The sequence below is a fragment of the Burkholderia sp. NFPP32 genome, assembly GCF_900119325.1.
Lineage (GTDB): Bacteria > Pseudomonadota > Gammaproteobacteria > Burkholderiales > Burkholderiaceae > Burkholderia > Burkholderia pyrrocinia_C.
Genome location: NZ_FPJP01000001.1, coordinates 276978 through 293524, shown reverse-complemented (window position 1 = coordinate 293524; position 16547 = coordinate 276978). Strand labels below are relative to the sequence as shown.

The following is a 16547-nucleotide window of genomic DNA, read 5'->3' as shown; positions in this document are numbered from 1 at the left end:
GTCAGTGCGCGGTGCGCGCCACCGATGGCTGGTCCGCGCGCTGCACGGCCCGTTCGCCGATCAGGCGCCCGCGCGCGGACAGCCGCAGCCAGTGCCGCAGCGCGATCAGCGCGCCGATCACGCTCATCATCGAGCCGGGAATCCACAGCAGCAGGCCGCCGATCTGCTGGTCGCGCAGCGGGCTCAGCCACGTGAACGCGCGGCCGCAGATCGAGTAGATCGGATACAGCTCGTGCGGCGTGAAGAAGATCAGCGCGCCGAGCGCGATCTGCGGCGGGATCGCCGCGACGACGATCAGGATCCGGCGGCCGGGCGACAACCGCGCGGGCGGCGCGGGGCGCGGATCGACGACGAGCCACCAGAACAGCAGCCCGTCGATCACCATGCTCCAGTTCATCACGCGATAGAGGCGCCAGTCGAGCATCGCGATGAAGTGGATCGGCGACAGCAGCCAGAAATAGATCAGCCCGACGAACAGCACGACCGCGACGACGGGATGGAACACCACGTCGAGCGTCGCGCGCACGGGCGCCCACGCGAGCGCGGGGCGCACGAAGCGCTGCCGCCAGCGAAACGGGATGCCCGCGCGAATCGCCGCGCCCGGATAGGACAGCGCGATGAAGAACGGCCCGAGGTGGTGCAGCACGAGGTGCTGCGCGCGGTGCAGGAAGAACTCGTGCTCGAAGAAATAGTCGAGCCGCGTATGCAGCGCGATGTAGAGTGCCGTCAGCCCGAACCAGAACGAGAACTGCCGCAGCGGCGACACCTTCGCCTTCTTCATGCCGCGCGCGAACAGCACGGCAGCCGTCAGCACCGCGATGACGACGGTCGGCGACGGTTCCCACGGATCGAGCCAGTACAGGAGGTTCATCGCGCGCGCATCACTTCGCCTGGGCCGGCGACTTCACGGCGAACGGCGTGTCGACCGTTTCGCCGTCGGAGAATTTCAGGCGCAGGTGCACGGTGTCGCCCGGCTTGATCGCGTGTTTCGGCTCCTCGAGCATGAAGTGATAGCCGCCCGGCGCGATGTCGACCTTGCCGCGCGCGGGGATCGTCAGCTTGTCGACCATTTCCATCTTCTGCGTCGAGCCGTTCGAGACGGTCTGGTGCAGCATCGTCATCCCGTAGTCGGGGCTGTCGACATCGACGAGATCGACCGGCTTGTCGCCCGTGTTCACGAGCGTCACGTAGCCGCCGGCCGGCAGCTTGTTCGGCAGCCACCTCACCCACGCGTTCTGCGCGGTGATCGTGCCGGCGGCATAGGCCTGGGCGCCGGCGCACAGCGCGGCGAGGAGGGCGAATGTCTTGAGGGTTGTCTTCGTCTTCATGTCGGAATGCATTCAGGTAGGGGAGGCGGTGTCGATGATCCGGCGCACATCGGCGGCGATGGCGTCGGGCGAGTCGCGGTCGGTCGCGAGCAGGCGCGCACGGCCGCTCGCATCGAAGATGTAGACGGCCGAGCTGTGCGTGACTTCGTAGCCGCCGGACGGATCGCGTTTTTCCATCTGGTACGCAACGCGATAGCGCTTTGCGAGCGATTCGATCTGGCGGTCGGTGCCGGTCAGGCCGCGCGCATGCGCGGGGTCGAACGCGGCGACATACGACTGCATCGCCTGCGGCGTGTCGCGCGCGGGATCGACCGAGACGAACAGGATGCGCGCGTCGTTCGCCTGCGGGCCGAGCTTCGCGAGCACGTCCATCAGCCGCGCCATCGTTTCGGGGCAGACATCGGGGCAGTGCGTGTAGCCGAAGTAGACGAGCGCGACGCGGCCGCGGAATGCATCGGCTTCGACGGGATGGCCGTCGCCGCCCGTCAGCGTGAACGACAGGTCGGGCAGGTGGCCGGTGACGTTGGTCAGGTTCCAGCGCGGCTCGTCGCGCGTGCACGCGGCGAGCGCCATGGCGGCGGCGAGGGCCGCGGCCGTGCGGATGAAACGGGAGAAGCGCCGGCGCGGCGCGGGACGGGCAGACGGCATCTCAGGGACTGTTTCCATATGGAACGCGCATGCGTTGCCACGAGAACGGCCGCTCGCGAGGCGCGTGACGCTGCGAATACTGACGTATTCGCAAGGAGCGCAACGCGGCGAGCGGCCGTTCTCGTGGCAACCCCAAATTTAAAAAAACCATCCCACGGGAATGCCCGAAATCGCCCGTAGGGCGGCATCGCTCGTCACTTGTTTGGCTCGGCCAAACGGCGCTCCTTACTCCTTGCCCTACGGGCGATTTCGGGCATTCGCATGTGCGTTCCATATGGAAACAGTCCCTGGGGCTCGATCGGACGGAATGGTGTGGCCGGCCGGCGCGGCGCCATGCGTCGCGCGGCAGGCGGTTGCGACTGTAGCGCAATTCCCGCGCCTGCGTCCTTTCGAAACCGGTACGGCGCGGGCGAGCGGGGCAATATGTCGCAGTCGACGCGGCTGGCGGCACGCTGCTTGCGACGCGCCGGTTTCGCCCAACTCGATGCGCAGGCGCGGTAAGATGCGCACAATTCCATTCGCGCAGCGGCAGCCCGGCGTTTGCCGGCCGCCCCTCACATTATCGAATCGATGCAATCCGTTCCGGCTTCCCTGTCCCTGACCGATACCGCGTTCTTCTTCGACTTCGACGGCACGCTCGTCGAACTGGCGCCGACGCCCGACAGCATTCATGTTCCGCCGTCGCTGCCGACGCTGCTCGACGAGCTGCGCCGACGCTCGCACGGCGCGGTCGCGATCGTGTCCGGGCGCGGCATCGACAACCTCGACACGTTCCTGAAGATGCCCGGCCTGCCGATCGCCGGCCTGCACGGCGCGGAGCGCCGCGATGCGAACGGCGACACGCAGCGCATCGGCTTCAACGACGAACGTCTGCTGCGCATCGAGCGCGAGCTCGCGGCCGTCGTCGACCGCCATTCGGGCATGCTGCTCGAAATCAAGGGCGCGGCCGTCGCGCTGCACTATCGCAACGCGCCCGAGCGCGAGGCGGTTGCGCGCGAAGCGGCCGAGCGCCTCGTCGCCGAATACGCGGATGCGTATGTGCTGCAGCCCGGCAAGATGGTGTTCGAGATCAAGCCGAAGGGTGTCGACAAGGGGCGCGCGCTGGCCGCGTTCCTCGACGAGCCGCCGTTCGCGGGCCGCATGCCGCTGTTCGCGGGCGACGACCTGACCGACGAGAAGGGCTTCGCGGTGGTCAACGCGCGCGGCGGCCTGTCGATCAAGGTCGGCGCGGGCGAGACGTCCGCCCGCATGCGGCTCGACTCGGTCGACGCGCTGCACGAGCAGATCGCGTGCTGGCTTGGCGCGGGGCTGCCGCACGCATGAGCCGGCTCATCATCGTTTCAAACCGCGTCGCCCCGATTTCGGAAGGCGAACCGGCGGCGGGCGGCCTCGCGATCGGCGTCTACGATGCGCTGAAGGAGACGGGCGGCATGTGGTTCGGCTGGAGCGGCGAGGTCGTCGCCTCCGGCGCGCCGCAGATCCGCATCGAGGAGCGCGGGCCCGTGACGTTCGCGACCGTCGGCCTGTCGCGCCGCGATTACGACCAGTATTACCGCGGCTTCTCGAATGCGACGCTATGGCCCGCGTTCCATTACCGCGCGGACCTGATCCAGTACGACCGCCACGAATTCGACGGCTATCGCCGCGTCAACGTATGGCTTGCACAGCAGCTCGTGCCGCTGCTGCAGGACGACGACGTGATCTGGGTGCACGACTATCACCTGATCCCGTTCGCACGCGCGCTGCGCGAGGCCGGCGTGAAGAACCGCATCGGCTTCTTCCTGCACATCCCGTTTCCGGCCGCGCAGGTGCTCGTCAACGTGCCGCCGCACCGCGAGCTCGTCGAGTCGCTGTGCGCGTTCGACCTGCTCGGTTTCCAGACCGAGCCCGACCTGCGCGCGTTCTGCGACTACGTCGAATTCGAGGCGGGCGGCGAGGTCGAACGCGACGGCCATACGGTGCGCGTGCGCGCGTTCGGCCAGACGCTGCGCGCGGCCGCCTATCCGATCGGCGTATATCCGGACGAGATCGCGACGCTCGCGCAGGCGGGCGAGCACGGCAAGGCCGTACGCACGCTCGCGACGTCGCTGCGCGGGCGGCAACTGATCATGAGCGTCGACCGGCTCGATTATTCGAAAGGGCTCGTCGAGCGGTTCCGCGCGTTCGAGAAACTGCTCGAACACCAGGCGTCGATCCGCAACCGCGTGTCGTTCCTGCAGATCGCACCGTCGACGCGCGCGGACCTGCGCGCATACCAGGACATCCGCCTGCAGCTCGAAGCGGAGTCGGGGCGCATCAACGGGCGTTACGCGGAGCTCGACTGGGCGCCGATCCTCTACATTCACCGCCAGTACGACCGCCAGGTGCTGGCCGCGCTGTACCGGCTCGCACGCGTGGGTTTCGTGACGCCGCTGCGCGACGGGATGAACCTCGTCGCGAAGGAGTACGTGTCCGCGCAGAATCCGGACGATCCGGGCGTGCTCGTGCTGTCGCGTTTCGCGGGCGCCGCGCGCGAGCTGACGGGCGCGCTGATCGTCAATCCGATCGATATCGACGGGATGGCCGATGCGCTGTCACAGGCGCTGACGATGCCGCTCGCCGAGCGGCGCGCGCGTTACGCGGACATGATCGCGCAGCTTCGCGAGAACAACGTGTCGGTGTGGCGCGACAACTTCCTGCGCGATCTGCAGCATGGCTAGCCGGTAGGTCCGACGCATCGCGCGGCGCATTCCGCGCCATCCCGGCTGGCCGTTCCCGATGCAATGAAAAAAAGCCGCAGTGCGTGAAGCACTGCGGCTTTTTTTATCGGCTGCGCGCGGACGCGTCAGGCCACGCGTTCGCCGGTCGGCGCGTTGCCGTCGGGGGCCGCGTGATGGCGGCCGTGCTGCTTCGCGAGCAGGTCGCGATACAGGCCGGGGCGGTTGCGCAGTACTTCGGGGCTGCCGTCGTCGATCACCTTGCCGTTGCTCATCACGATGATCCGGTCGAAGTTGCGCAGCGTCGACAGGCGGTGGGCGATCGCGATCACCGTGCGGCCGACCATCAGGCGGTCGAGCGCGCTCTGGATCGCTTCCTCGGATGCGCTGTCGAGCGCCGACGTCGCTTCGTCGAGCAGCAGGATCGGCGCATCCTTCAGGATCGCGCGCGCGATCGCGATGCGCTGGCGCTGGCCGCCCGACAGCTTGACGCCGCGGTCGCCGACGATCGTGTCATAACCTTCCGGCATCGCCTCGATGAACTCCGCGCAGCGCGCGTCGCGCGCTGCGGCGAGCACTTCGTCGCGGGTCGCGTCGGGGCGGCCGTACGCGATGTTGTCGTAGATCGTTCGGTGCAGCAGCGAGATGTCCTGCGGCACGAGCGCGATTGCGTGGCGCAGGCTGTCCTGCGTGATCGCCTTCACGTCCTGGCCGTCGACCTTCACGACGCCGTCCTGCGTGTCATAGAAGCGCTGCAGCAGCGCGAGCACGGTCGACTTGCCGGCGCCCGACTTGCCGATCAGGCCGACGCGCTGGCCCGGTTCGATATGGAGATCGAAGTGGTCGAGGATCGCACGGCGGTGCGGATACGCGAACGTCACGCGCTCGAAGGCGACGCGGCCGCCCTTGGCCGACAGCGGCTGCGCATCGGAGCGGTCCTGCATCCCGTGCGGCTCGAGCAGCGTCTTCACGGCTTCGGACAGCCGTGCGACGTGCTGCGTGACGTCGACGAGCGCAACCGCGAGATCGCGCGTGCCGTGCAGGATCGTGAAGCCGAGCGAGCTGACGAGCACGATGTCGCCCGACGTCGCGCGGCCCTGGTCCCACAGCCACAGTGCCCAGCCGAGCAGGCCGGCGGACAGCATCGCGGTGATCACCGCGTGCAGCAGGCGCAGCTTCTCGAGATAGAGCAGGCTCTGCTGGCGCGCGTCCATCTCGGCCTTGACCGTCGCGCCGAAACGCTTCTGCTCGCGCAGCGTCATCCCGAACGCACGCACGAGGCCCATGTTGCCGATCACGTCGACGAGTTCGCCGTCGACCGCCGCGGCCTTTGCCGCGAACGCATGGTGGCGGGCCGAGCCGCGCCCGGCGAGCTTGAACAGGATCACGGACAGCACCGCCGAGCAGCCGAGCAGGCCGGCGGCCATCAGCGGATTGACGACGATGATCATCAGGATCGCGCCCATCACCGCGATGCACGGCGGCAGCACGTTCCACGCCATCGTGTTCTCCGACGTGTAGACCGCGTTCGACGTGGCCGTGATGCGGCTCGCGAGCGTGCCGGGCTGTTTTTCCGAGTAGTAGGTCGGCGAATGGCCGATCAGGTACTGGAACAGGTCGCGCCGCAGGTCGCCGGTGACCGCGACGAACGTGTGCGCGGCGACCCAGCCGCCGACGCGCCACAGCAGGTTGTCGGCCGCGATCAGCCCGACGAGCAGCGCGAACGCGCTCCACAGCGGGCCCGGGTGATGGCGCCCGGTCGCCAGCACGTCGATCAGGTGCTTGATCGCGTATTGCGAGCCGAGCGCGCAGCCGACGGCGGCCAGCACGCTGCAGAGCACGATGAGGTGGGCCACGGGATGCAGGCGGATGTAGCGGAACAGGAACGCGATCGGCCGGTGCGCGTAGCTCGACAGCTTCGCGTTGTGGGCGTTGCGCTGGGCAGGGGTGAGAGATTCCAAAATATGCGTGCGGTGATTCGGTGGTTGAGCGTTGCGGCGGGATCGCATGCCGGCGTTCGCCCGGACTGAATAATCCGGCATTGTAAACAACGCATGCGTTGCGCTGCGCGAATCTTGCCTTGGCCAGGGGCTCGCGATCTATTTTGAGATAAAATCCGGCATCCCGTCCTGCCTCATGTGCCGGAATCAAGCTGCCGGCAGTCACGGGTGACCAGGATCGCCAAAAGGGCCTTCCACTCTAGAACGGACACCCGAGTCCGCGGGTTGCAAAGTGTTGCGCCTTTGTAACAAAGTAAAGTGTTTGAAATGTTGTGCGCCGTATCGGGATTAACCCTAGATAATCGGCTCCGGGTTCGATTCCAGGTTTTTTTACGAACCCCTGTCAACGGGTCTTCGTTTCAAACGTTCTATGCCTGTCGCGTCGCCGACGCTCCTCGAGCAGCGCGGGTTCGACGCCCCCGGCAGGCTGATTCGTCCGATTTTTCGGACGAAATGCATCCAGCCCGGAGACCGCCGGCAGGTTGCCGACCCAACCTGGTTTTTAGCCGATTTTTTAGGAGTTACGCATGCGAATCGCCCAAATCGCTCCGTTGCACGAAGCAGTTCCCCCGAAGCTGTACGGCGGTACTGAGCGAGTGGTGTCCTACCTCACCGAAGCACTTGTCGAGATGGGGCATGACGTCACGCTCTTCGCGAGCGGCGATTCGCAAACCTCCGCGAAGCTCGAAGCGTGCTGGCCGCAGGCACTGCGCCTCGACCCGACGATCCGCGACGTGATGGCACCGCATATGCTGCTCCTCGAGCAGGTGCGCCGCCGCGCGGAAGAGTTCGATGTCCTGCACTGCCACATCGACTACTACCCGTTCTCGCTGTTCTCGCGCCAGCCGGTTCCGCATCTGACGACGATGCACGGCCGTCTCGACCTGCCGGAACTGCAGCCGATCTTCAACGCATTCAGCGACGTGCCGGTCGTGTCGATCTCCGACAACCAGCGCATCCCGCTGCCGCAGGCGAACTGGCTGTCGACCGTTTATCACGGCCTGCCGGAAAACCTGCTGACGCCGATCCCGAACGTGAAGCCGAGCTATCTCGCGTTCCTCGGCCGCATCTCGCCGGAGAAGCGCGTCGACACGGCGATCCGCATCGCCGAGCAGGCCGGCCTGCCGATCAAGATCGCCGCGAAGCTCGACAAGGCCGACCGCGCGTACTACGAAGAGAAGATCAAGCCGCTGTTCGCGCTGCCGCACGTCGAGTACATCGGCGAAATCAGCGAGTCCGAAAAGACCGAATTCCTCGGCAACGCGCACGCGCTGTTGTTCCCGATCGACTGGCCGGAGCCCTTCGGCCTGGTGATGATCGAGGCGATGGCATGCGGCACGCCGGTGATCGCGTTCAAGCGCGGCTCGGTGCCGGAAGTGATCGACAACGGCGTGTCGGGCTTCGTCGTCGAAGACGAACTGTCGGCCGTCGCGGCGCTCAAGCGCCTCGATACGCTGCCGCGCGAGAAGGTCCGCGCCGCGTTCGAAGCACGTTTCTCGTCGAAGGTGATGGCGCAGAACTACGTGAAGGGCTACGAGGAACTGCTGCGCCAGAAGCGCCGCACCGTGCTCCGCGAAGTCAACGCAAGCTGATTCGCCGGCTGCCGCCGCGCGGCGGCGCGCGGCCGTCATCGACGCCCCGTCCGGGTTCCCGGCGGGGCGTTGTCACATCCGCGGCGCGGATCTGTTGTATTCTCGCCGCGCCCGACGCCGCGAACGGCCCATGAAGCGGCCGGGCATGCCATCCGGCAGTCTGTCCAGACGGTAATGTCCCTATAATGGCCGTGCCGTGAAATCCGGCCCCGCACGATCATCCAGAGGAGAGCTGTCTTGGCGAGAACGAAAACCACGCGCGCAGCGCCGGCCCCGGGCGCCGGCGTGATCTTCGCGTTGCGCGCGATCGGTCTCGTGCTGCTCGCGCGCTGGCTGTTCTCGATGTCCCAGATGGGCTATCGGGCGTCGCTGTCGGCGATGGTGTCGTCGCCGTGGGCGTTCGTCTACCTCGTGCTGATCTTCCTGCTGCTCGCGTTGCCGGGTGCCGTCGCGCGCGCCGAGCGGCCGTTTCATCCGCTGCCGCAATGGCTGCGCCAGGCGCTGCGCGTCTTCGCGCTGATCGGCTTCCTGTTCGCCGTCTGGTCGGTCGGCGCGTTCGCATGGGCGGCCGGCTGGCGCCGCGCGCTGCATGCGGTGACGGCGACCAACGGCTGGCTCGTCGCCGCGCCGGCGCTCTATGCGGCGATCGTCTGGATCTGCCGTCCGCGGCCGCTGTGGCGGACCAACGTGGCGGCACGCCGCTTCGCGGTCGGCCGCTACGCGATTTCGCTCGACGTGCTGACGCGTACCGCGATCGTCTGGATGGAAAGCCGCAAGGTCGGCCAGTACGACGCGCGCGAGCTGTCGGTGCGCTGGCCTGGCCGGGCGGCGCCCGTCGCGGGTGATCAGGGCGCGCCGGACGTGCAGCCGGCGGCCGTGCTGCCACGCCGCGGCGGCCTGTTCCGGCGGCCGAAGGTGGAGTTGCTGTGGGATTCGCCGGCAGCCGTCGGCCATAACCGGCAGATCGTAATGCGCGCGCCGCTTGCGACCGAGGGCGACCGCGTCGCGGTGCTCGCGCTCGACGCGGCGCTCAAGCAGATCGTCTGACACCGCTCGCGCACCGGGCGCGGGCGACAAGGAGGCACGATGATCGTCCGTTGGTTGCTGGCTGCCGTTCACCTGAGCGCGTTCGCCGTCGCGTTTGCCGCGATCGCGGGACGCAACCGCGCATTGCGCCGGCTCATCGCGTCGGCGCAGGCGGCCGACTTGCCCGCCGTATTCAAGGCCGATGCTGCCTGGGGGCTGTCGGCGCTCGTGCTGATCGTGACGGGGCTGATGCGCGCGTTCGGCGGTTTCGAGAAAGGCACCGCGTACTACCTGCACGAACCGCTCTTTCATCTGAAGATGACCGCGCTCGTGATGATCCTGCTGCTTGAGGTCGTGCCGATGCTCGGGCTGATCCGCTGGCGTGTCGCCGCGCGGCAGCAGCAGATGCCCGACATCGGCCGCGCGCGCACCTATGTGCGGATCGGCCATTGGCAGGCCGTGCTGCTGGTCGTCATCGTGTTCGCCGCATCGGGGATGGCGCGGGGGATTGGGGCGGCCGGCTAGGGATGGCCGCGTAGCGCTAGCCGGCCAGGTGCGGCCGGCCAGGTGCGGCTCGGCTGGTCCGGCATAGCCGCAAGCAACCGTCCGGATCTCGTTCCACCTGCACCGCCTCTCCAGCCCGACATCAGCCGGGCCGGCCTCGAACTGCATCATTCCTTCGGACTTCGTCCCGGCCGGGCGAGGCCGTCGCCCGGGCCGTCCGTGCTCAGCGCACGAGGCAGGGGCGCTTGTTGTCGAACGTCCACCCCGGAATCAGATACTGCATGGCCGCCGCGTCGTCGCGGGCGCCGAGTCCGTGCTGCTTGTACAGCTCGTGCGCGATCGCGACCGCATCCATGTCGATGTCGATGCCGAGCCCCGGCCGCTTCGGCACTTCCACCAGCCCGTTCTCGATCTTCAGCGGTTCGCGCGTCAGCCGTTCGCCGTCCTGCCAGATCCAGTGCGTGTCGATCGCGGTGACCTGGCCCGGCGCGGCGGCCGCGACATGCGTGAACATCGCGAGCGATACGTCGAAGTGGTTGTTCGAGTGCGAGCCCCACGTGAGACCCCAGTCGCGGCACATCTGCGCGACGCGCACCGAACCCTGCATCGTCCAGAAGTGCGGATCGGCGAGCGGGATGTCGACAGCCTGAAGCTGCACCGCGTGACCCATTTGCCGCCAGTCGGTCGCAATCATGTTGGTCGCCGTCGGCAATCCCGTCGCGCGACGGAATTCGGCCATCACCTCGCGGCCCGAGTAACCGTTCTCCGCGCCGCACGGATCTTCCGCATAGGCGAGCACGTGATGCTGGTCGCGGCACAGCCGCACGGCCTCGTCGAGCGACCACGCGCCGTTCGGATCGAGCGTCACGCGCGCGTCGGGGAAGCGCTCGGCGAGCGCCGTCACGGCCTCGATCTCGCTCGCGCCTTCGAACACGCCGCCTTTCAGCTTGAAGTCGTTGAAGCCGTAGCGCGCATGCGCGGCCTCGGCGAGCCGCACGACCGCCTCGGGCGTCAGCGCCGGCTCGTCGCGCACGCGGGTCCAGTCGTCGGTCGCGCCGCTGCCGTCGCGATAGGGCAGCGCGGTCTTCGTGCGGTCGCCGACGTAGAACAGGTAGCCGAGCATTTCGACGCGCTCGCGCTGCTGGCCTTCGCCGAGCAGTGCGGCGACCGGCACGCCGAGATGCTGGCCGAGCAGGTCGAGCAGCGCGGCTTCGAGCGCGGTGACCGCGTGGATCGTCGTGCGCAGGTCGAAGGTCTGCAGCCCGCGGCCGCTCGCGTCGCGGTCGGCGAAGGTGCGCCGCACGTCGTTGAGCACCGCGTGGTAATTGCCGACCGGCTGGCCGACGACGAGTGCGCGCGCATCGTCGAGCGTGCGGCGGATGCTTTCGCCGCCCGGCACTTCGCCGACGCCGGTCCGGCCCGCGCTGTCCTTCAGGATCACGAGGTTGCGGGTGAAGAACGGGCCGTGCGCGCCGCTCAGGTTGAGCAGCATGCTGTCGTGGCCGGCGACCGGAATCGCTTGCAGGTCGACGATGCGCGGCGTGTCGTGGGAAGGCGAGGCAGTGGCGGCGTTCATGGGCGGCGATGGCGAAAGGGTGGGCAATGCCGTGCGGCAAAAGCTTTGCCGCGCGCGGCGGGAGGTGCGATCATTCGACAACCGACGTGCGCGGCGCGCAAGGCCCGCATGTCGACAGCAAACCCGGAACGGGGTGGGAGCGACAACCGGACCAGCGAAGCGCAGAACGCGAACGCTGGCTGATCGTAACGCATGGGACCAGCAGGCGCCGGAACGCCGGCTTGAGTCGACAGGAGAACCGTGCGTATATCATCAGTCGTCGGATGACTTGTGACGCAGTATAATGAATCATCGGCTTTCGCTCAAACCCCGCGTAAACCCTCGGCCCACATTACGATCATTCAAAAAGGAACCGGCCTCATGTCCGTGCCTACGTTTCCCGCAGCGCCGCGCCGTCGCGCACGCAGCCTCGCACAAGATGTCGTCGACGCGCTGACCGCGCAGATCGAAAACGGCACGCTGCGTCCCGGCGACAAGCTGCCGACCGAAACCGAAGTCATGGCGGCGCAGGGCGTGAGCCGCACGGTCGTGCGCGAGGCGATCTCCCGGATGCAGGCGAGCGGCCTCGTCGAAACGCGCCACGGCATCGGCAGCTTCGTGCTGGAGCCGTCGCGCCGCCAGGCGCTCGGCATCGATCCCGCGACGATCACGACGCTGCGCGACGTGCTCGCGGTGCTCGAACTGCGCATCAGCCTCGAGAGCGAGTGCGCGAGCCTCGCCGCGCAGCGCGCGAACGATACCGACCTCGCCGCGCTGCGGCGTGCGCTCGATGCGATCGCGACGGGGGCGGGCGGCGGCCGCGACACGGCGCAGCTCGACTACCAGTTCCACCTGCAGATCGCGCAGTCCACCGGCAACCGCTATTTCGTCGACATCATGACGCAACTCGGCACGTCGATCATCCCGCGCACTCGCGTGAATTCGGCGCGCTTTGCCGGCGACGACCTCGAGCGCTACGTCGGCCGGCTGAATCACGAGCACGAGGATATCTACGAGGCGATCGCGCGCCACGACCCGGAGGCCGCCCGCGCCGCGATGCGCACACACCTCACCAACAGCCGCGAGCGGCTGCGCCGCGCGCACGAGGCGGCCGAAGCCGAGCGCGACACGCAGGCCAATTGATCCGCCGGGCAGTGCGGCCCGCGTTGCCGCGGGCCCGATTGCATCGCGCCAACATCAGTCGTCATACGAGATCGGCGTAACTTCGCCGGTCTCCGGGGCCGGACGGCGTTTCCGCCGCCGGCCGCCGACACCGCCGATCAGCCTCCCTTCGTCACGATCGTCTTCCACGCGCCGCTCTTCACCTGGTACAGCGTCGACATCCCGCTCTTCAGCGAGCCGTCGTTCGCGAACGAGATGCGGCCGGTGACCCCTTCGAAGTCGACCTTCTTGAGCACCGGGCGATAGACCTTCGGGTCGGTCGAGCCGGCCGCCTGCATCGCCTTGATCGCCGCCCAGGCCGCGTCGTAGCCGAACTGCGCGTACGACAGCACGTCGACGCCGAAGCGCTTCTTGAAGCGCTGTTCGAAATCCTTGCCTTGCGGCAGTTCGTCGAGCGGCCGGCCGTATTCCCACGCCATCGCGCCTTCGGCAGCCGCGCCCGCGATCTTGATGAACTCGTTGTCCTTCACGCCGCCGCCGCCGACGAACTGCGCGTTCAGCCCGAGCTGGCGCATCTGCTTGACGAAGTTCGCGGCGAGCGAATCGAGGCCGCCGAAGAAGATCAGGTCGGGGTTCTTGCCCTTCAGGCTCGTGATCTGCGCGCGGAAGTCGACCGCCTGGTTGTTGGTGAACTCGCGGCCGATGATCGTGCCGCCGGCGGCCTTCACGGCCTTCTCGAACTCGTCGGCCTCGCCCTGGCCGAACGCGGTGCGGTCGTCGATGATCGCGATGCGCTTCGCCTTCGTCACGTCGACCGCATACTTGCCCGCGTTGCCGGCGTTCTGGCCGTCGGTCGCGATCACCATGAACATGTTCGCGAGCCCGCGCGACGTGAGCGTCGGGTTGGTCGCGGCCGGATCGATCACCGGGATGCCGGCCTTGTCGTAGACGACCGACGCCGGAATCGTCGTCCCCGAGTTGAAGTGGCCGACCACGACCGACACGTTCTGGTCGACGAGCGCTTGCGCGGCCTGCACGCCGATGCGCGGGTCGGCCTGGTCGTCCTGCACGACGAGATTGAAGTGCACGGGCTTGCCGGCGATCTGCACCTTCTGCGCGGCGGCGTCGTCGAGCGCGAGCTGCACGCCGTTCTGCAGGTCCTTGCCGTAGCCTGCGTTCACGCCCGTGAGCGGCGCGGCGAAGCCGACCTTCACGTCGGTTGCGTCGGCGGCCCGGGCGGCCTGTTGCGAGAGGAGGGCCAGCGCGGATGCAATCGACACCGACAGCAGGGAATGACGGAATTTCATGTGGTTCCTCTTGTTCGATACCTGCGAGTGGGTACCGCACGCGCTCGGGCGGGCCAGGCGCGTGCGACGGGCGGGCGGTTCGACCGCTTCTCGGAATCGGGCGGGGAGGTCGGCATCGTGATCCTCGGAAGAATCTCCCGTCAGGCTCCGCGAAGAGCCCCGATCGCCTCGATTTATAGGTCGCCGATATGCACGGGTCTTGGCAATTTGCCGCGCATTCGATGAGGATTTGCGCACAGCTTCCGCGCGTGCGGTGGCGGCCGGTATCGGGAGTTTCCCGTCGCGAACGGAACGGGCGGGGAGGAGGGGGAGCGGCGCGGGCCAAGACGCGGCACGGCCCGCCGGGGCCGCGCCGCGTGTGGGACACCGTCAGTCGGACAGCGCGTCCGATGCAGCCTCGGCGTCGCTGTGCGACGACGTCGTGCGGATCGCCGGGTCGCTCGTGCTCGGGCGGCCCGTCTCGACGTGGCCTGCGAAGCGGCGCTGGAAGCCGAGCGGCTTGCCGTCGCTGACGGTCAGGTCGTACCAGCCGTGGCTGCCGCGCAGGTCCCAGTAGTCGTCGACCCGCGCGCCCGGTGCGAGGTCGAACGTGCGCGCGTGGCCGTGGCCGTAAGCGTTCGTGACCTTGAGCCGCACGGCCTTGTGGCCGCGGTTCATCAGGCGCAGCGTGATGTTGCCGTTCGCGACGTCGTAGCCGTAGATCACCTCGGGGTTGACGCTCGCGGGGCCGACCGCCGACGCGGCGGGGCTGCGGAAGTGGCAGTAGAAGCCGTTCGGGCCGTACACGTCGAGGTCGTACAGGCCGAGCGACGGCGCGGGGCTCCACGTGTCGGAGATCCGCTTGCCGGCGTCGACCGTGTAGGCCCACGGGCCGTCGACGCGGTTGCGCGCCTGGACCTGGAACGCCGCGCCGGCGGCGCCGGTGTTTGCGAAGGTCAGCCGGAACTGGCCGCTCGCGTTGTCGATCCGCCCGTGCACGAACAGTTCGTACGGCAGCGCGCGCGCCGGACGCAGGCCGTGTTCCTGCTTCGGCAGATGCTGGACGACCGGCGGCACCGGGATGTAGTCGGGGTGACGATTGCGGTCGGGCGGCGCGTAGCCGGTCGTGTCCGGGAGCTGCGGCCAGCTTGCGTCGGGCGTCGAGAAGTCGAACGCGGACGTCAGGTTGCCGCACACCGTGCGGCGCCACGGCGACACATTGGCCGCGGTGACCGCATACTGCGCGCCGAACCGCGCCTCGATGAATTGCAGCAGCGACGTGTGATCGAAGGTCTGCGAGCAGACCCAGCCGCCCTTGGTCCACGGCGACACGACGAGCATCGGCACGCGCGGCCCGAGCCCGTACGGGCCAGCCATGTGCGACGCGTCGCCGGCGAACACTTCGTTGGTCGTCTCGACGGTCGACAGCCCGTTGTCGCGCGATTGCGGCGCGAACGGCGGCGGCACGTGGTCGAAGAAACCGTCGTTTTCGTCGTACGTGATGAACAGCGCGGTCTTGCTCCACACGTCGGGATTCGACACGAGCGCCTTCAGCACCTGCTCGATGTACCACGCGCCGTAGTTCGCGGGCCAGTTCGGGTGCTCGGAATACGCTTCCGGCGCGCAGATCCACGACACCTGCGGCAGCGTGCCGTTCTTCACGTCCTGCTGCAGCACGTCGAACAGCGTGCCGCCCGCGCTGATGTTGGTGCCGGTGCGCGCCTTCTCGTACAGCGGCGTGCCGGGCAGCGCGGTGCGGTACTGGTTGAAGTAGAGCAGCGCGTTGTCGCCGTAGTTGCCGATGTACGGGTTTTGCGTCCAGCCCCACGAGCCGTTCGCGTCGAGCCCCGTGCCGACGTCCTGGTAGATCTTCCACGACACGCCGGCCTGTTCGAGCACTTCCGGATAGGTCTTCCAGCCGTAGCCCTTTTCCTCGTTGCCGAGCACCGGGCCGCCGCCCGTGCCGTCGTTGCCGACGTAGCCCGTCCACATGTAATAGCGGTTCGGGTCGGTCGAGCTCGGGATCGCGCAGTGGTACGCATCGCAGATCGTGAACGCGTCGGCGAGCTGGTAATGGAACTGGATGTCGTCGCGCTTCAGGTAAGCCATCGTCGTGGTGCCCTTGTTCGGCACCCACTGATCGTAGCGGCCCTTGTTCCACGCGGCGTGCATGTCCTGCCAGCCGTGCGGCAGGTCCTGCAGGAACTGCAGGCCGAGCTTGTCCGCGCCGGGGTGGAACGGCAGCAGTTCGGCCGGGCCGACCGGCTGGTGGAACACCGACTTGCCGTTCGCGAGACGCAGCGCGCGCGGGTCGCCGAAGCCGCGGACACCGCGCATCGTGCCGAAGTAATGGTCGAACGAGCGATTCTCCTGCATCAGGATCACGATGTGTTCGATGTCGCGGATCGTGCCGGTGCGGCGGTTTGCGGGAATCGCAAGCGCATCGCGGATCACGGGCGGAAACAGGTTCAGCGCGGCGGCGCCGGCAGTGCCGGCGGCGACGCGCAGGAAGTCACGACGGTTCGATCGGGTCATGGTCGTTATCGTGCGGTAAAGAGGGGAGCCGATTGGCGGGACCTACGGGAAGGGCGCGTCCGGGTCGCAGGATGCGGCTGCGCGGGGGCGTGCCGACGCGAGCATAGCGAGGAATCGGTGTCATTCATGTGAAGTCCGGAATCGTTTGCACATGCATCGGACCGGCATCGGGATGCGTATCGCCGGCGGTTATGGTGCGGCAGGGAAAGCAGGACGGCAGGGAAAGCAGGACGGCAGGGAAAGCAGGACGGCAGG

The 16547-nt window shown here is 67.9% G+C and carries 13 protein-coding genes; 6 read left to right on the top strand and 7 right to left on the bottom strand.

The features are described 5' to 3' along the window. Nucleotide 1: 1 nt before the first annotated feature. The 3 genes from BT264_RS01240 to BT264_RS01230 are packed head-to-tail and all read right to left on the bottom strand — an operon-like array spanning nt 2 to nt 1976. Nucleotides 2-871, bottom strand: coding sequence for a cytochrome c oxidase assembly protein (locus tag BT264_RS01240; protein ID WP_072435975.1), 870 nt, complete (start codon nt 869-871; stop codon nt 2-4). Between the two features lie 10 nt (nt 872-881). Further along, nucleotides 882-1328: a copper chaperone PCu(A)C gene (locus BT264_RS01235; protein WP_072436416.1), complete on the bottom strand. Its 447-nt coding sequence runs from the start codon at nt 1326-1328 to the stop codon at nt 882-884. 12 nt (nt 1329-1340) lie between these two features. Beyond that, on the bottom strand, nt 1341-1976 hold the full coding sequence (locus BT264_RS01230; RefSeq protein ID WP_072435974.1) for an SCO family protein: 636 nt from the start codon (nt 1974-1976) through the stop codon (nt 1341-1343). Between the two features lie 570 nt (nt 1977-2546). On the opposite strand from BT264_RS01230, the gene otsB reads away from it, so the two are divergent. Both otsB and otsA read left to right on the top strand, forming a co-directional pair. Further along, complete coding sequence (gene otsB / locus BT264_RS01225; RefSeq protein ID WP_072435973.1) at nt 2547-3299, top strand: trehalose-phosphatase; 753 nt, start codon at nt 2547-2549, stop codon at nt 3297-3299. Next, on the top strand, nt 3296-4675 hold the full coding sequence (gene otsA, locus BT264_RS01220) for an alpha,alpha-trehalose-phosphate synthase (UDP-forming) (protein ID WP_072435972.1): 1380 nt from the start codon (nt 3296-3298) through the stop codon (nt 4673-4675). Before otsB ends, otsA begins: the two co-directional genes overlap by 4 nt. A gap of 125 nt (nt 4676-4800) precedes the next feature. Here otsA and BT264_RS01215 read toward each other — a convergent pair whose 3' ends face one another. Continuing rightward, nucleotides 4801-6633: an ABC transporter ATP-binding protein gene (locus BT264_RS01215; protein ID WP_072435971.1), complete on the bottom strand. Its 1833-nt coding sequence runs from the start codon at nt 6631-6633 to the stop codon at nt 4801-4803. A gap of 566 nt (nt 6634-7199) precedes the next feature. Here BT264_RS01215 and BT264_RS01210 point away from each other — a divergent pair. The 3 genes from BT264_RS01210 to BT264_RS01200 all read left to right on the top strand — a co-directional run bounded on the left by BT264_RS01210 (nt 7200) and on the right by BT264_RS01200 (nt 9815). After that, nucleotides 7200-8264 carry a glycosyltransferase family 4 protein gene (locus tag BT264_RS01210; protein WP_006476459.1) on the top strand — a complete coding sequence of 355 codons (1065 nt, stop codon included), beginning with the start codon at nt 7200-7202 and terminating at the stop codon, nt 8262-8264. A gap of 237 nt (nt 8265-8501) precedes the next feature. After that, nucleotides 8502-9311: a hypothetical protein gene (locus BT264_RS01205; RefSeq protein WP_072435970.1), complete on the top strand. Its 810-nt coding sequence runs from the start codon at nt 8502-8504 to the stop codon at nt 9309-9311. A gap of 39 nt (nt 9312-9350) precedes the next feature. Next, the gene (locus BT264_RS01200) at nt 9351-9815 is read left to right on the top strand and encodes a DUF2214 family protein (protein WP_072435969.1); all 465 of its coding nucleotides are present in this window, start codon (nt 9351-9353) and stop codon (nt 9813-9815) included. Between the two features lie 202 nt (nt 9816-10017). Here the strand turns inward: BT264_RS01200 and gudD are convergent, their stop codons facing one another. Then, complete coding sequence (gene gudD, locus BT264_RS01195; protein ID WP_072435968.1) at nt 10018-11370, bottom strand: glucarate dehydratase; 1353 nt, start codon at nt 11368-11370, stop codon at nt 10018-10020. Nucleotides 11371-11730: 360 nt separating this feature from the next. On the opposite strand from gudD, the gene BT264_RS01185 reads away from it, so the two are divergent. Then, nucleotides 11731-12492, top strand: a complete 762-nt coding sequence (locus tag BT264_RS01185; protein ID WP_034183131.1) for a FadR/GntR family transcriptional regulator — start codon at nt 11731-11733, stop codon at nt 12490-12492. A 137-nt stretch (nt 12493-12629) separates the two neighbouring features. Here the strand turns inward: BT264_RS01185 and BT264_RS01180 are convergent, their stop codons facing one another. Together BT264_RS01180 and BT264_RS01175 are read right to left on the bottom strand one after the other, a co-directional pair. Next, on the bottom strand, nt 12630-13778 hold the full coding sequence (locus tag BT264_RS01180) for a branched-chain amino acid ABC transporter substrate-binding protein (RefSeq protein ID WP_072435967.1): 1149 nt from the start codon (nt 13776-13778) through the stop codon (nt 12630-12632). A gap of 369 nt (nt 13779-14147) precedes the next feature. Then, a complete protein-coding gene (locus tag BT264_RS01175; RefSeq protein WP_072435966.1) occupies nt 14148-16292 on the bottom strand; it encodes a phosphocholine-specific phospholipase C in 2145 nt (714 codons plus the stop codon). Nucleotides 16293-16547: the final 255 nt, after the last annotated feature.

Bases quoted from the DNA above. Each gene is read 5' to 3' on its own strand.
- BT264_RS01240 (WP_072435975.1), bottom strand. From the start codon at position 871: ATGAACCTCCTGTACTGGCTCGATCCGTGGGAACCGTCGCCGACCGTC.
- BT264_RS01235 (WP_072436416.1), bottom strand. From the start codon at position 1,328: ATGAAGACGAAGACAACCCTCAAGACATTCGCCCTCCTCGCCGCGCTG.
- BT264_RS01230 (WP_072435974.1), bottom strand. From the start codon at position 1,976: ATGCCGTCTGCCCGTCCCGCGCCGCGCCGGCGCTTCTCCCGTTTCATC.
- otsB (WP_072435973.1), top strand. From the start codon at position 2,547: ATGCAATCCGTTCCGGCTTCCCTGTCCCTGACCGATACCGCGTTCTTC.
- otsA (WP_072435972.1), top strand. From the start codon at position 3,296: ATGAGCCGGCTCATCATCGTTTCAAACCGCGTCGCCCCGATTTCGGAA.
- BT264_RS01210 (WP_006476459.1), top strand. From the start codon at position 7,200: ATGCGAATCGCCCAAATCGCTCCGTTGCACGAAGCAGTTCCCCCGAAG.
- BT264_RS01200 (WP_072435969.1), top strand. From the start codon at position 9,351: ATGATCGTCCGTTGGTTGCTGGCTGCCGTTCACCTGAGCGCGTTCGCC.
- gudD (WP_072435968.1), bottom strand. From the start codon at position 11,370: ATGAACGCCGCCACTGCCTCGCCTTCCCACGACACGCCGCGCATCGTC.
- BT264_RS01185 (WP_034183131.1), top strand. From the start codon at position 11,731: ATGTCCGTGCCTACGTTTCCCGCAGCGCCGCGCCGTCGCGCACGCAGC.
- BT264_RS01180 (WP_072435967.1), bottom strand. From the start codon at position 13,778: ATGAAATTCCGTCATTCCCTGCTGTCGGTGTCGATTGCATCCGCGCTG.
- BT264_RS01175 (WP_072435966.1), bottom strand. From the start codon at position 16,292: ATGACCCGATCGAACCGTCGTGACTTCCTGCGCGTCGCCGCCGGCACT.